Genomic DNA, 13,638 nt, shown 5'->3' on the forward strand with positions numbered 1-13,638 from the left:
ATGGCATTAACATGGATTGATGCCGTTTTCCTGGCCGTGCTAGCGCTTTCGATGCTGGCCGGTTTTGTAAGAGGATTTGTTCGTGAAGCGCTAGGCTTGGCCGCTTGGGTTGTGGCCCTGATGGTGGCAAGAGTGCTGGCCGAGCCGGTTGCCGAGCTAATGAGCGGATTTATTGAAAGCTTTGACGCGCGCTTGGTTCTGGCCTTTGCGTTAGTGATCTTCGCGGTTATTTTGCTTTGCGGCATTGTTATTCGCTTGGTGCATGCTGCGGTTGAATGGGTTGGCATGGGCTTGTTAAACCGCGTCGCGGGCGCCGCTTTTGGCGTGGCTCGCGGGGCGGTTATCCTGCTGGTCGCGACGGTACTGATCACGCTAACTCCGCTTGCAGAGTTGCAGGCCTGGCAACAGGCTGAGCTGCGCCCGACCTTTATCCAGCTGCGCGACTGGGCGGTTAGCCAATTAGATCAGTGGGACCGCGAATTGCCTGAAGCGCCAGCGTCGTTACGCGATATTTCTTTACCCGACCTACGCCCCCGCGAAGGTGTTTGAAGGTCTAAGCTCGTCGCGAGCGCTAAGTAGTTAAGTTATTCCGACAGGTGATTGACCTGTTACTGAAGTCGATTCTTCGAACGTACGGGCTTGCCTAGGTAAGTGACTTAGGTGAAGCCATGGCATTAAGCGAGGTAACGTGAATGTGCGGTATAGTGGGCCTTCTGGGCAAGCAGGCGGTAAATCAGGGAATCTACGATGCCCTGACCGTACTTCAGCATCGTGGCCAAGACGCTGCCGGCATGATGACGTGGAACGAAGGACGCTTCTTGCTGCGCAAGAGTAATGGTTTGGTACGTGATGTATTTCATACCCGCCATATGGCTCGTTTAAAAGGTAACCTGGGCATTGGCCACGTACGTTACCCAACTGCTGGCTCCTCGAGTGAAGCGGAGTCTCAGCCGTTTTATGTTAACTCACCCTACGGTATCGCCCTAGCGCATAACGGTAACTTGACCAACTCAGAGCAGTTGAAGCAAGAGCTATTTTCCACGGATCTTCGCCACATTAACACCAGTTCTGATTCCGAAGTACTGCTCAACGTGTTTGCCCATGAGCTGGGTAAGCAGGGCCTGCATCTGGAAGCGGAAGACATCTTTGATGCCGTGCGTAGAGTTCATCGTCGTTGCAAAGGTGGCTACGCGGCGGTGGCAATTATTAACGGCTTTGGGATGGTGGCTTTCCGCGATCCCTTCGGGATTCGTCCGGTTGTGTTTGGCACCCGTGAAGAAGAGAACGGCCAAGCGGTCATGATCGCCTCTGAATCCGTAGCGCTAGATGTAGGTGGTTTTGAACTTGAACGTGATCTATCGCCTGGTGAGGCCATTTTTGTCGATATCGAAGGCAATATTCATACTCAGGTATGTGCCGATCGCCCGCAGCTTCGCTCGTGTATCTTTGAACATGTCTATTTAGCGCGCCCAGATTCGCTGCTTGACGGTGCCTATGTCTACGGAACCCGCATGCAGATGGGGCGTAAACTGGGTGACCGTATTTTAAATGAGTGGCCGGATCACGATATCGACGTGGTGATTCCTATCCCTGACACGTCGCGAACCTCCGCGCTTGAAATGGCGCAGCACCTAGGAGTGACCTACCGCGAAGGGTTTATGAAAAACCGCTATATTGGGCGCACTTTCATTATGCCGGGGCAGGTTCAGCGTAAAAAGTCGGTTCGCCAAAAGCTCAATGCCATTGACGTTGAGTTTAACGGCAAGAATGTACTGCTTGTCGATGATTCGATCGTACGCGGCACTACCTGTAAGCAAATTATTCAAATGGCCCGCGACGCGGGAGCACGTAAGGTCTATTTTGCCTCGGCGGCACCGCCGGTACGTTTTCCTAATGTTTACGGGATTGATATGCCTGCCGCTTCTGAGCTCATTGCCCACGGGCGGACCGAAGAAGAAGTCGGTGAGCTGATTGGCGCTGATCGCATTTTCTATCAAAATCTAGACGATCTAAAAGCGGCCTGTCGCGAAGTGAATCCTGAAATGGAGGCCTTCGACTGCTCGGTGTTTGACGGTAACTACGTAACCGGTGATATTGACGACGCCTATTTGGCGGCGTTGGAAGCCAGTCGCAACGATTCCGCGAAAGACCAGAGCGCGGGTGATCATGCTCTGGTCGGCATGCACAATCAGGACGATGACCTGGACGATTAAGAGGTAAGCCCTATGCATGACGATAATCACCAGGACGAGTGGTCATTGGAGACGCTGGCGATCCGGGCAGGTCATCAGCGCACCTTTGAGCAGGAGCACTCTGAGCCTATTTTTCCAACGTCCAGCTTTGTCTACGAAAGTGCTGCGGAAGCCGCGCGTAAATTCGGTGGACAAGAGCCTGGTAACGTTTATTCGCGCTTCACCAACCCCACGGTGCATACGTTTGAACGGCGTCTAGCGGCACTTGAAGGTGGCGAGCGCTGTGTGGCGACAAGCTCCGGTATGTCAGCGATTCTATCTACCGCGCTGGCGCTACTCTCTGCCGGTGATGAAATTGTTGCTTCTCGGTCGCTGTTTGGTTCCACGGTGAGTTTGTTCGATAAATACCTAGGAAAACTAGGTATCAAGACACGCTATGTAGAGCTTTCCAATCTCTCTGCCTGGGAAGCTGCAATTACGCCAAAGACGCGGTTATTGTTTGCTGAAACGCCGTCTAATCCGCTTTCTGAGATCGCCGATATCTCGGCGCTAGCCGCGTTAGCTAAGCAGCATGATGCGCTGTTAGCGATTGATAACTGCTTTCTTACTCCGGCACTTCAGCAGCCGCTGGCGCTTGGCGCGGATTTAGTCATTCACTCAGCAACCAAGTACTTGGATGGTCAAGGCCGCGCAATTGGCGGCGCGGTGGTAGGTAGCCATATGTTGCTTGAAGAAGTGTTTGGCGTAGTGCGTACGTGCGGCCCATGCTTGAGTCCTTTCAATGCGTGGATTTTTACCAAAGGTTTAGAAACCTTGTCACTGCGTATGAAGGCACATTGTGAAAACGCCTTGATACTTGCACGCTGGTTACACGCCCACCCGGCGGTGACGAAGGTGTATTACAGCGGTTTGGAAGAACATCCACAGCATGCGTTGGCCAAGCAGCAGCAAAAAGGCTTTGGCGCAGTGCTAGGTTTTGAAGTGCAGGGTGGTCAAGAGGGCGCTTGGCAGGTTATTGATGCGACTCGAATGCTTTCTATTACGGGTAATTTAGGGGATGTTAAAACCACTATTACGCATCCAGCTACGACCACACATGGGCGTCTTTCTGATGCTCAAAAAGCCTCAGCTGGAATTACGCCGGGACTCATTCGCGTTGCGGTTGGGCTTGAGAGCCAAGCGGACATTCAGCGCGATTTAGCTCGCGGTTTAGATGCACTAATGGCCAAAACAGTCTAAAAGACCGATGACCTACCTAAGTGTTTTGAAACGACTCAACCCCACCAGAAGTGGGGTTGAGTCGTTTTCCAGCGGCACTGGCATGATTTACGAAGCGCCACTGGATATCGGCTTGGATGAGAACCGACAGCGATCTCTATTACGAATTTCTAGACGTCAATTCAGTAAGGGCGATGTCTTTTCCGCCATTACCTTGATATTGAGCCGTTGATTTTGGGTGGCTAACCGCATTTTTTGCACCACCGCCATTCACGGCAGTTAAATCGCTTGGCGTCATGTTGCGCTCGGTAATTGTTTGGTGCTGAACCTGGGAAGTAGCGTGAGCGACTTCATTGAATTCATCCGAGCCTCTTTCTGCCAGTGCGGCACCAGAGAAAAGCGTTAGAGCGATGGCGGCGGCTGCGGTAAATTTGTTCATGATAGTTAACCTCATTGGCGTGCTTTAATATGTAATGGTGGCGATTTCGCCATGTTCGTTTTCGAACATGTTGCCATTGTAAGCCTGCTAATAAAATATAAAAATTGATTTAAATTGCATTTATCATTCTATATTTTAGAATGAATTGAGTCATGGTTCTTACGATTAAGCTTTATGTCCACCCAGGTCAATGTGGCCACTGTGTTACTGATGGCTATTGCTAGCGAGCTAATCAATGATTTTTACGAATGGTTTTTGCTGGTTTTTTCAGCAGATTCCACTAGCGCTAATGGGTATGCTAACTGCTGATAAATGATTAGCCTTCAGTAGGCGCCAGTCGTCACAGTAGACAGTTGTCAATAAAGTGAGGAATAACCAATGTGGCGTAACACGCAGCGCGGCTGGGGTATTGTTAGTATTTTGCTTCACTGGTTAAGTGCTTTGGCCATTATTGGTTTATTTGCACTAGGCTGGTGGATGACGGGGTTGGGCTATTATGATTCTTGGTATAATCAAGGCCCATGGATACACCGCTCAATTGGTATTTTGCTCTTGTTCGCCACTTTAGGGCGCTTAGTGTGGCGTTTATTCCAGCCCACACCCCGGCTAGAAGGTCGTCGCTTAGAAGTGATTGCTGCCCACTTAGGGCATATCGGGCTATATGCGGCTGTGCTATTGGTCATGGTCAGTGGCTACTTAATTTCTACCGCCAATGGTCGCGGCGTCAGCGTCTTTGGTTGGTTTGAAGTGCCTGCGTTACTGCAAAATTTTCCCAATCAGGCAAGCCTTGCAGGCGACGTGCACTGGTATAGCGCCCTAACGCTGATGCTTTTAGCAGCGGGCCATACGCTTGCCGCGCTAAAACACCACTGGTTTGACCGTAATAAGACTCTGGTGCGTATGATGAATCCTGTTCACGCCCAGCGCAGCGCTCGCGGCGTAAACTGATTCGATACATTTTGGGCTGCTGGCACTCAGAAAAAAGCGCTGCCGGTTGCTATGTTCTCTAAATAATATACGTTTTTTGTAAACACGCGACGGCCTTGAGCCAACGCAGTGACTTTCCAATAAGTAGTGACTTTTCAATAAAGAGAGGAATTATCAATGATGTTTAAAAAGACCGCATTTGCATCTGCTATTGCCGCGCTCGCACTGGTGCCATTGAGCCAAGCGCAGGCTGCTGATTACCAGCTTGATACAGAAGGTCAGCATGCGTTTGTGCAGTTTAAAATTAGCCACCTGGGTTTTTCTTATCTTTTAGGTAGTTTTGAAAAATTTGACGGTCAGTTTTCTTACGATTCTGAAGACCTTGATGCATCCTCTGCTGAAATCGAAGTTCAGGTTGATAGCTTGAACAGCAATCACGCTGAGCGTGATCGTCATATCTTGAGCGGCGACTTTCTGAACGCAAGCGAGTTTCCGACGGCTACTTTCACCTCGACAGGGTTTGAGTCAACGGGTGAAGACGAAGGCGTGCTAACGGGTGACCTAACGCTGCATGGTGAAACTCAAGAAATCGAAATGCCGGTGACGCTACTGGGTGAAGGCGATGACCCGTGGGGCAATTCTCGCGCCGGCTTTGAAGGCACCACCACGTTGTTGCTGAGCGATTACGGCATCGACATGAGCGATTTCCCTGAAGCGATGCATGAAGTTGAGCTCTATGTGACTTTCGAAGGCATTCGTCAGTAATTAAGTACTGTAGTACTTGCGCCATCGCCCCTTAAAAGGGCGGTGGCGTTTTACGTTAAGTCAATGATGTATTAACGCCTGTATGTATTAACCCTCGTATATATTACCCCCTGTAGTAAGAGTAAGGAGAGACTGCTTGGTAGCCGTTATGCATCAAAAAGAGTTGGCCACAACCCTATGGCGCCAAACGTGGCCTATGGCCATTGGCGTGCTGGCGCTATTGGGTTTTCAACTGGTTGATAGCGCGTTCATTGCTCGTTTGGGAACCGCGCCATTGGCAGCTCAGTCGTTTACCTTTCCGCTGTCATTTTTGATTATTGGTATTCAGGTAGGAATGGGTATCGCTATTGCCGCGCTTATATCCCGGGCGCTGGGCTCTGGAGAAGAAGAGCGTGCCAGGCGCCTAAGCAGCCTAGTGTTGATGGCCGGCGGTGGAGTAATTGGCTTATTGGCAATCATTTTGTGGCTATTTCATGTGCCTATTTTTCAACTGCTGGGAGCGGATGAAACGACGCTATCCTATATCCGTGTCTACTGGGGGCCTCAGCTGCTATCTACATGGTTAGGTGCGCTGCTGTATTTTAGCTACAGCGTATTTCGCGCCCATGGAGACACTCGGTTACCGGGTAAAATGATGGTGCTCAGCAGTCTTATCAACCTGGTTCTTGATCCTTTGTTTATTTTTGGTGTAGGTGATTGGCAGGGCTGGGGGTTGCCAGGCGCTGCTTGGGCTACCGCGATTGCTTTCTCGGTAGGGCTGGCGATCACAGGTTTGAAACTGGCCCGCCGCCAGTGGGCATCCTCAGAAGGATTGTGGCTAGAGACAAAACAGTCATGGCGGCCGTTTACTGGGATCGCCGCTCCGGCCATGGTCAGCCAACTGATGCCACCCTTAGCGGCCATGTTGGCTATCTCTGTGGTTGCAGGCCTGGGTGAAAGCGAAGTAGCCGCCTGGGGGCTGGCGAGCCGTTTGGAAACGCTTTCGCTAATGGTGATTTTGGCAATGACAATGTCACTGCCACCGTGGCTAGGGCGCTGCTATGGAGCGAACGACTGGGGGCAAATACATCAACTGATGAAATTAGCTATCAAAGTGGCGCTGTTTTGGCAGCTAGGCCTTGGCGTGGTGCTGGCGCTTGGCGCTCCTTGGCTGGCCATGGCGTTAGCAGGCAATCCAGATGTACAAAGTGAGCTGACGCTGTTGATCCGCTTACTACTGCCTAGCTATGCCGCTCTTGGCGTCTGCATGTTAGTGGTATCTGCCGGTAATGCCCTGGGTTGGCCGTTGCGCGCGATGCTTTTGTCCAGTGCGCGACTATTTGTTTGCTACCTACCTTGCCTATGGGTGGGGTCTCAGCTCTTCGGCTGGTGGGGGCTAGCGGCCGGTGGGGCAGTGGGAAATCTGCTGGCAGGTTTAATGGCTTGGCGAGTGCTAACGCGTATTTTATCCCGCCCACACCGGCAGGCGGGATTCGTCAATTAGCGTTTTCGAACTGACTCTTGAAACGAAAAATATAAAAATAGTAACGCCATAGCTAAGTAGCCCATTACAAATTCGGGTGCGGCGTTAAAGGTGAGTTTAGGCGCATGCATTAAGCCGATAAACGAAAAGCCTGCTGCAATAGCCGCAAAGACTGCCGCGCGTTTGAACTGATGATCGATGACTGACACCGTCATGGCGCCCAGCAAGATTGCCATAAACATAGCGCCTTGACCCATGACCACAATGGCGCTGGAAATGTCGCTAACCACTTCGCCAGCGCCACGGTTGAAGCGTGTCATCACATAGTTTGCGAAGTAGGGCAGCATGGCTAACGCAACAGCAGGATAGTAGCGTGTATCGTTGGCCTGAAACGCCGTCGCAATCATCGACATGCCCACAAAGACTAAAATAGGCGCGACCACCGAAACGGGAATAATCGCTGCCAGCGCGGCAATTAATCCAAACATAGTTGCAAGCGCATAGACGGCTCCATTGAGCAGGCTATAGCCTCGCCCTGCGCCCATCCACTTGGCGCCCACCGTTGCAATGTATACCGTGGTCGGGAACACGCCGCCAAATAGTGCTCCAATCATGGTGCCTACACCGTCCACTGCCTGGCACTCGCGTACATCATATTTGTCGCCGGCCGCTTCCATTGCCTCTACGTTATTCATTGTTTCAATAGCGTTATAGAGCGTGATGGGCAGCACTACCGTTAGTATGGCGAGCATGCTCGTTAGCAACAGCCCCAACCCTTCAAACCATGCCAAGTTAGGCAATAATGGGTAGAACCCTAGGTGAGTGAAAGCATCGCTAAAGCGCTCTGTGTCCGCATCGCCAATTAAATAGGCCATGGTCGTGCCGACGATAATCGCAAACAGGGATGCGGGCAGCTTGAAAGGCATGCTGACCCGCGCGACTAGGCCGACGATGATGATCGCTAACACCAGCAGGCCTATGATCGGCATTTCAAGCGTCTTAAATAGCATTTCACCGGCGATGAATGTGAGTGCGACACCCGCAACGGCTCCAAGCATGGCGGCACGAGGCAGATGATGCTGCACCCAGCGGCCGATAATGCTAATGGCGGCTTCGATGCCTCCACTGATAAAACAGGCGGCCACGGCGACTTTCCAGGCCATTTCAGCATCGCCGGTAAGCTGCTTAGCGGGCAGTAAAACACCGAATAAAAACACGAACATAACGGGGGTTGATATGCCGTAAGACAGCGCCGTCACATCAGCGCGGTTTTCTTTATGCGCCAGCCTTGTCGCACTCCAGGCATAGTAAAAATTTCCCACCATCACGGCGACTGCGGCGCCAGGCAATACTTGTCCATAAACAATGGAGGAGGGGAATCCCATGCCTAGCATCGTAATGGCGATGATAACGAAATTGGCAATATTGTTTTGAAACAGCGCGAAGAACGCGTCGGTATCTTCTTTTTTATACCAAGGATAGTGGGTGCTAGCAGCCGCCATGATAGGCCTCTAAAGTGTGATGATTGTTTACAAGGCTTCGCTGAGTGTGCCGAGGAATTGACTAATCGGTCAGGCGTTGCGTTGCAATGAGCGCCGCACGGGCGCCCCAGGCTCTGGCGGCAAGCGCGTAATTGTACACAAGTCGATATGGCATCCCAAGATACAAAAATGCCCAGGCATTGCCTGAGCATTTAGCGCATTACAAAACGTAATGCTAGTCGTTGACGGCAGCAATAGCTTTGGCAAGGTAGGGCAGGTTCTCATTAGAAAACCCCGCTACGTTGGCACGGCCTGAACGCACCATGTAAATGCCAAATTCATCGCGTAGGCGATCGACCTGTTCCGGCGTTAGGCCAGTGTAGGAGAACATGCCGCGCTGTTCAGCAACGCACGCATATTTCTGGTCCAGCCCGTAAGGCTTCAGTGCTTCAACAAAATCGCGGCGCAGGGTATTGATGCGGTCGCGCATTTCGGTCAGCTCTTCACGCCACATCGCGGTAAGCTCTGCGTCATGTAGAATTTCGCTGACAATAGAGCCGCCGTGAGCCGGTGGGTTGGAATAGTTTTCCCGAGCAACGATTGCCGCCTGTGAGCGGATGTTGCCCATCTGCTCGCTATCTTTAGCCACCATGATCAAGCAGCCGGTGCGCTCACAGTAAATGCCGAAGTTTTTCGAGCAAGAACTGGTAATAATGACTTCATCAAGATTTTCAGCCAGCAAGCGAACGCCGTAAGCGTCTTCTTCTAAACCTTCGCCAAACCCTTGGTAAGCAAAATCGATTAGCGGTAGTAGCTTACGCTCGTGAACAATCTCTAATACTTCCTGCCACTGATCATGGGAAAGATCAAAGCCAGTCGGGTTATGGCAGCAGGCGTGCAGGACAACGACATCGCCCTGTGGAATGCTTTTTAGCGCGGCGCGCATACCGTCAAAATCCAGACGGTTATCGGGATCCACATAGGGATACTTGTGAAGCTCAATACCCGCGGCGGTGAAAATGCCGTGGTGGTTTGGCCACGTGGGGTCGCTGACCCAAATGCCTTTGCCTGGCAGCTGCGATGCGATGAAGTCAGCCGCTAGGCGCAGGGCGCCGGTACCACCGGGTGACTGGGTAGCGCTGGCACGATTGGCTTTTAATACGGAGGAGTCAGCGCCAAATACCATGGGCAGCACTACTTCGCCATAGCTTGGGGCACCGTGAGAGCCAATATACGTTTTCGTCGTTTCATTCTTGAGCAGGCGAGCTTCTGCTTCCTTCACGGCACGCATTACCGGTGTATTGCCCTGAGTGTCGCGGTAAACACCAACACCTAAATCCACTTTTTGTGGATTGGTATCTTTTTTGAAAGCTTCGATCAGCCCGAGAATGGCGTCTCCTGGGACTCGCTCAATATGCTCAAACATTTAATCGGCTACCTCGTCAGTTCTGGCGGCAAGAATGAAGTCATTTAGTTGCAGGCCTTTAATAGTGTGGGTCCACCATGTAACGGTGGTTTTGGCCCACTCCGTGATAATAACGGGATGATGGCCAGCCTGCTCTGCAATATCGCCAACGCGCTGAGTGAATGCCAGGGCGCTAGCAAAATCGCGAAACTTAAAGCATCGCGACAGCTTCATGATGCCATCGTGCTCGACAATCTGCCACTGGCTAAGGCTTTTTAGCCGTGTGAATGCCTCTTTTGGACTCAGCGGTGGCACATTCTTACTGCATGGTTCACAGATTAGGCTGGCGAGCTTTTCCATGATGGAGCTCCTGCTGCTGTGAGGAAATGATGAGCGATAAGACGGCTTATTTAGCGAACTATTAGTGTCACTATCAGCGTAGAAGACGAACGCAGTCGCGGCCTACGCTTTTTGCGCTATACAGCGCCTGATCGGCTCGCTCAATGAGGCTCGTTAAAGGCTCGCCGCAGCGGTACTCGGCAACCCCTATGCTCAGCGTTACATGGCCTGCCCCATAGCAAAGTCATGCGCACTAATTTATTCGAGGCGTTATCGGTATTTAATGATAAAATTAATTACTTTTTAATATATAGAATCTAATTTTTATTCCTCGAGGTGGTTTCTTGGAAGCAGGACGACAGCACGGTGATCAGCCATATGGCTGGGTGAGTTTGGTCGGAGCCGGCCCTGGTGACCCAGAATTACTGACGCTCAAGGCCTATAAACGCCTGCAAGCGGCCGAAGTGGTGCTCTATGACCGCTTAGTTAGTGATGAAATTCTGGCGTTTATACCTAGCGAAGCGCAGCGCTACTATGTTGGCAAGGCTCGTTCGCTGCATAGCGTGCCTCAAAATGAGATTAATCAAGCGTTGGTGGCGTGGGCTCATCAAGGGAAGCGCGTCGTACGCCTCAAAGGCGGTGACCCATTTATATTTGGCCGAGGAGGCGAGGAGCTAGAAGCGCTGCGGGCCGCCAAGGTTAGCGTGGAAGTCATTCCTGGCGTCACGGCAGCCTCAGGCTGCGCCGCTTATGCGGGTATTCCGCTTACCCATCGGGACCATGCGCAGTCGGTTCGGTTTGTTACCGGACACTTGCAACAGGGGGAATGCGAGCTTGACTGGGATGCACTTGCCCGACCCGCGCAAACGCTTGTGTTCTATATGGGGTTAGGCAGCGTTAGAGTCATTAGTCAGGCGCTGATAGAGCACGGACTGTCACCAGAAACGCCGCTTGCGCTTATCGAGCAAGGCACTACGCGTCAGCAGCGCACGCACGTGGGAACCGTTTCATCGCTGCCCGATGCTTTCTTGGCGGGCGACATAAAACCACCTACGCTGCTTATAGTCGGCAGCGTGGTGTCATTACACACGACCCTTGCATGGTTTGACGTGCTGGAGGGACAGGCGTCAGGCTTTCATGAAGGTAAACATTCACCTTAGTCAGCAGCATTAGCTTTTAAGCTAAGCGGTAGCCCGGCCGTCGCATGGCTATAAGAGTTTACTAACAGACTGGCTAGATGCAGTGAGCTGTGTATGCTGAAAGGGTAATCGTCCGCCGCTAGGGAATCACTGTTGCTAAAGCATTTCTTCAGTTTGGACACACCTTGGCTTGCCAATCTAAGCGTAGATCATAGAGGAACGCATAATGTCAGAAGACAATCATTCAGATAACCATTCAGACAATCTGCCGCCAGCCAACAAGCCGGAGCCGGAGCCGGAGCCGGAGCCGGTCAAACAAGCGGATATGAAAGCGCTCTTTCAAGACAATCGAGTAAAAGCCATTGCAGGCATCGCGGCAATCGCGGTTATTTGGGCAATCATGGCGCAGTCTAATGCGAGCACACGTCAAGATCGTGTCGATAGCCTTGAAGAGCAACTAGCAAGTGCTGAGCAAGAAAACAGTCAGATGAAACAGCGCGTTAGCGAAATTGATGAAGCCGAAACGAATCTCGCTACGTTGCAGGAAGAGCGGGATTCCTTGCAGGCACAGCAGGATGAGGCTAACGCTGCGCTCCAGAGTGCTCAGGGTGACGTCAGCGAGGTTCAGACGCGCTTAGAAGAGCTTGAAGCTGAGCGGGATAAGCTGCAAGAAGAGATTTCAGCATTGAATGAGCAGTTAGAAAATGCTGAAAACGATATGACGGGACTGCGCGAAGAGCGAGACGAAATCGCCAACACCCGTGACGAAGCAGAAAGTAATTTGCAGCAGGTTGAGGAAGCTCGCCAGAGCGCTGAGGATGCCCGTCAAGAGGCCGAAGCTGCACGCCAGCAGGCTGAAGAGCAGCGTCAGCAAGCGGTAGACGATTTAAGTGCTAAGGAAGAAGAGCTGTCTGCACTGGAAGAGCAGATTAGCCAAACGACCGAGCAGCAAACTAGCCTAAATGAGGACGTTTCCACTGCTCAGGGTGAGCTTGACGATTTGATGACGGCTCTAGATGCTGGGCGCGAAGAAGTGGCGAGTGTCGAGAGTAATCTTGAGGAGCGTGAAAGTCAGCTGCAGCGTTTAGAGAGCCAGCTAGGTGAATGGCGTGATGAGCTTTCCACACTAGACAGCCGCTTAGCGGATGCAGAAAACTCAGTCAGCGAAGCCGCAGCAACTTCGCAAGACAGCTCTGATGAAGAGAATACGCCTGACAATAGCGATGAAAGCGCCAACGATAGCGACGGCGGCAGTCAAGAATCAGAGCAGAATGCTGGCTGAAACGTGACTAAGCGCTTACCCTTTATCGCTAAGCGCTGATGCTGAAAATAAGAGCGGATGCCGGGCAACCGGCGTCCGCTTTTTGCTTGTTGGTTTATGATTGTTGCGCTGAGGAGTATCATTCACTCAACGATTAATCTAAGGGGCTATTTTAATTAAGCGCCTAACAATGAAAGGAGTGCCATTGGATGGATGGGGTTAAGCATATTATTGCAGTGGCATCAGGCAAAGGCGGCGTGGGTAAATCTACCGTCACCGTTAATTTGGCGCTGGCGTTAGCCGCACAGAATTATCGCGTGGGCGTTCTTGATGCTGATATTTATGGTCCCAGCCAAGCACAAATGCTCGGTGTTAAAGAGGGCGTACGCCCACAGGCCGCGGCCAATAATAAATTCCTACCGCTTGAGGCCCATGGTATTCAAGCCATGTCGATGGCCTTTATGGTTAACACCCGTGAGCCAATGGTATGGCGTGGACCGATGGTGGTGGGTGCCTTTCAGCAGATGTTGACGCAAACCCAATGGGATAACCTAGATTTTCTGCTGATTGACATGCCCCCAGGCACCGGTGATATCCAGCTAACGCTGGCGCAAAAAGTGCCGGTAGCAGGCGCCGTGATCGTCACAACGCCGCAAGATATTGCTCTATTAGATGCCCGTAAAGGGATTGAAATGTTCCGCAAAGTTAACGTGCCGGTGTTGGGCGTTGTTGAGAACATGAGTCTTTACCACTGTGAAAATTGTGGCCATGAAGCAGCTATTTTTGGTACCGGAGGCGGTGATAGCATTGCCCAAGAGTACGATACCCAAGTGCTTGGACGGCTGCCATTAACGCTTTCTATCCGTGAGTTAACGGATTCAGGCAGGCCGAGCGTCGTATCTGAGCCAGAAGGTACGGTGAGCCAAACCTTTGCAGCGATTGCCAAAAAAGTAGCCGAAGCGGTAAACATGAGCCAAAACGAAGGCCCTACCATTTCCTTTAGCGAGTGA

General features: G+C 51.7%; 14 protein-coding genes. 9 read left to right on the forward strand and 5 right to left on the reverse strand.

Annotated elements, in window-relative coordinates; translation table 11 throughout:
* The 3 genes from ACT3TR_RS15485 to ACT3TR_RS15495 all read left to right on the forward strand — a co-directional run bounded on the left by ACT3TR_RS15485 (window position 1) and on the right by ACT3TR_RS15495 (window position 3,431).
* Window positions 1–549, forward strand: coding sequence for a CvpA family protein (locus ACT3TR_RS15485; RefSeq protein ID WP_096279683.1), 549 nt, complete (start codon window positions 1–3; stop codon window positions 547–549).
* Window positions 550–692: 143 nt separating this feature from the next.
* Entirely contained in the window at window positions 693–2,213 is a 1,521-nt protein-coding gene (gene purF, locus ACT3TR_RS15490) for an amidophosphoribosyltransferase (RefSeq protein WP_096279685.1), read from the forward strand.
* Between the two features lie 12 nt (window positions 2,214–2,225).
* Window positions 2,226–3,431, forward strand: a complete 1,206-nt coding sequence (locus tag ACT3TR_RS15495) for an O-succinylhomoserine sulfhydrylase (RefSeq protein WP_444625595.1) — start codon at window positions 2,226–2,228, stop codon at window positions 3,429–3,431.
* Window positions 3,432–3,570: 139 nt separating this feature from the next.
* On the opposite strand, the gene ACT3TR_RS15500 is transcribed toward ACT3TR_RS15495, so the two are convergent.
* On the reverse strand, window positions 3,571–3,849 hold the full coding sequence (locus ACT3TR_RS15500) for a hypothetical protein (RefSeq protein WP_096279689.1): 279 nt from the start codon (window positions 3,847–3,849) through the stop codon (window positions 3,571–3,573).
* A 378-nt stretch (window positions 3,850–4,227) separates the two neighbouring features.
* Here ACT3TR_RS15500 and ACT3TR_RS15505 point away from each other — a divergent pair, with 378 nt between their 5' ends.
* The 3 genes from ACT3TR_RS15505 (at window position 4,228) to ACT3TR_RS15515 (ending at window position 7,024) form a co-directional block, all read left to right on the forward strand.
* The gene (locus tag ACT3TR_RS15505) at window positions 4,228–4,797 is read left to right on the forward strand and encodes a cytochrome b (RefSeq protein ID WP_096279691.1); all 570 of its coding nucleotides are present in this window, start codon (window positions 4,228–4,230) and stop codon (window positions 4,795–4,797) included.
* A 159-nt stretch (window positions 4,798–4,956) separates the two neighbouring features.
* On the forward strand, window positions 4,957–5,541 hold the full coding sequence (locus ACT3TR_RS15510; RefSeq protein ID WP_096282348.1) for a YceI family protein: 585 nt from the start codon (window positions 4,957–4,959) through the stop codon (window positions 5,539–5,541).
* Window positions 5,542–5,689: 148 nt separating this feature from the next.
* Window positions 5,690–7,024, forward strand: a complete 1,335-nt coding sequence (locus tag ACT3TR_RS15515; RefSeq protein ID WP_444625719.1) for an MATE family efflux transporter — start codon at window positions 5,690–5,692, stop codon at window positions 7,022–7,024.
* Here the strand turns inward: ACT3TR_RS15515 and ACT3TR_RS15520 are convergent.
* From ACT3TR_RS15520 to ACT3TR_RS15535, 4 genes are all read right to left on the reverse strand, one after another.
* A complete protein-coding gene (locus tag ACT3TR_RS15520) occupies window positions 7,021–8,505 on the reverse strand; it encodes a uracil permease (RefSeq protein WP_096279693.1) in 1,485 nt (494 codons plus the stop codon). The genes ACT3TR_RS15515 and ACT3TR_RS15520 overlap by 4 nt on opposite strands.
* A gap of 214 nt (window positions 8,506–8,719) precedes the next feature.
* A complete protein-coding gene (locus ACT3TR_RS15525) occupies window positions 8,720–9,910 on the reverse strand; it encodes an amino acid aminotransferase (RefSeq protein ID WP_444625594.1) in 1,191 nt (396 codons plus the stop codon).
* Window positions 9,911–10,249: a 4a-hydroxytetrahydrobiopterin dehydratase gene (locus ACT3TR_RS15530; RefSeq protein ID WP_096279697.1), complete on the reverse strand. Its 339-nt coding sequence runs from the start codon at window positions 10,247–10,249 to the stop codon at window positions 9,911–9,913.
* Between the two features lie 73 nt (window positions 10,250–10,322).
* The gene (locus tag ACT3TR_RS15535; protein WP_407647811.1) at window positions 10,323–10,445 is read right to left on the reverse strand and encodes a diguanylate cyclase domain-containing protein; all 123 of its coding nucleotides are present in this window, start codon (window positions 10,443–10,445) and stop codon (window positions 10,323–10,325) included.
* A gap of 127 nt (window positions 10,446–10,572) precedes the next feature.
* On the opposite strand from ACT3TR_RS15535, the gene cobA reads away from it, so the two are divergent.
* From cobA to apbC, 3 genes are all read left to right on the forward strand, one after another.
* Entirely contained in the window at window positions 10,573–11,388 is an 816-nt protein-coding gene (gene cobA, locus ACT3TR_RS15540) for a uroporphyrinogen-III C-methyltransferase (RefSeq protein ID WP_444625593.1), read from the forward strand.
* 205 nt (window positions 11,389–11,593) lie between these two features.
* Entirely contained in the window at window positions 11,594–12,649 is a 1,056-nt protein-coding gene (locus ACT3TR_RS15545) for a kinesin (protein ID WP_444625592.1), read from the forward strand.
* A 188-nt stretch (window positions 12,650–12,837) separates the two neighbouring features.
* The gene (gene apbC / locus ACT3TR_RS15550) at window positions 12,838–13,638 is read left to right on the forward strand and encodes an iron-sulfur cluster carrier protein ApbC (RefSeq protein WP_096279701.1); all 801 of its coding nucleotides are present in this window, start codon (window positions 12,838–12,840) and stop codon (window positions 13,636–13,638) included.

Origin of the sequence: Halomonas sp. AOP12-B1-6 (genome assembly GCF_052379225.1) — a bacterium.
Taxonomy (GTDB): domain Bacteria; phylum Pseudomonadota; class Gammaproteobacteria; order Pseudomonadales; family Halomonadaceae; genus Vreelandella; species Vreelandella casei.

What these genes read in the sequence shown, in the direction of transcription:
- ACT3TR_RS15485 (WP_096279683.1), top strand. Translation starts at nt 1, where the DNA reads ATGGCATTAACATGGATTGATGCCGTTTTCCTGGCCGTGCTAGCGCTT.
- purF (WP_096279685.1), top strand. Translation starts at nt 693, where the DNA reads ATGTGCGGTATAGTGGGCCTTCTGGGCAAGCAGGCGGTAAATCAGGGA.
- ACT3TR_RS15495 (WP_444625595.1), top strand. Translation starts at nt 2,226, where the DNA reads ATGCATGACGATAATCACCAGGACGAGTGGTCATTGGAGACGCTGGCG.
- ACT3TR_RS15500 (WP_096279689.1), bottom strand. Translation starts at nt 3,849, where the DNA reads ATGAACAAATTTACCGCAGCCGCCGCCATCGCTCTAACGCTTTTCTCT.
- ACT3TR_RS15505 (WP_096279691.1), top strand. Translation starts at nt 4,228, where the DNA reads ATGTGGCGTAACACGCAGCGCGGCTGGGGTATTGTTAGTATTTTGCTT.
- ACT3TR_RS15510 (WP_096282348.1), top strand. Translation starts at nt 4,957, where the DNA reads ATGTTTAAAAAGACCGCATTTGCATCTGCTATTGCCGCGCTCGCACTG.
- ACT3TR_RS15515 (WP_444625719.1), top strand. Translation starts at nt 5,690, where the DNA reads ATGCATCAAAAAGAGTTGGCCACAACCCTATGGCGCCAAACGTGGCCT.
- ACT3TR_RS15520 (WP_096279693.1), bottom strand. Translation starts at nt 8,505, where the DNA reads ATGGCGGCTGCTAGCACCCACTATCCTTGGTATAAAAAAGAAGATACC.
- ACT3TR_RS15525 (WP_444625594.1), bottom strand. Translation starts at nt 9,910, where the DNA reads ATGTTTGAGCATATTGAGCGAGTCCCAGGAGACGCCATTCTCGGGCTG.
- ACT3TR_RS15530 (WP_096279697.1), bottom strand. Translation starts at nt 10,249, where the DNA reads ATGGAAAAGCTCGCCAGCCTAATCTGTGAACCATGCAGTAAGAATGTG.
- ACT3TR_RS15545 (WP_444625592.1), top strand. Translation starts at nt 11,594, where the DNA reads ATGTCAGAAGACAATCATTCAGATAACCATTCAGACAATCTGCCGCCA.
- apbC (WP_096279701.1), top strand. Translation starts at nt 12,838, where the DNA reads ATGGATGGGGTTAAGCATATTATTGCAGTGGCATCAGGCAAAGGCGGC.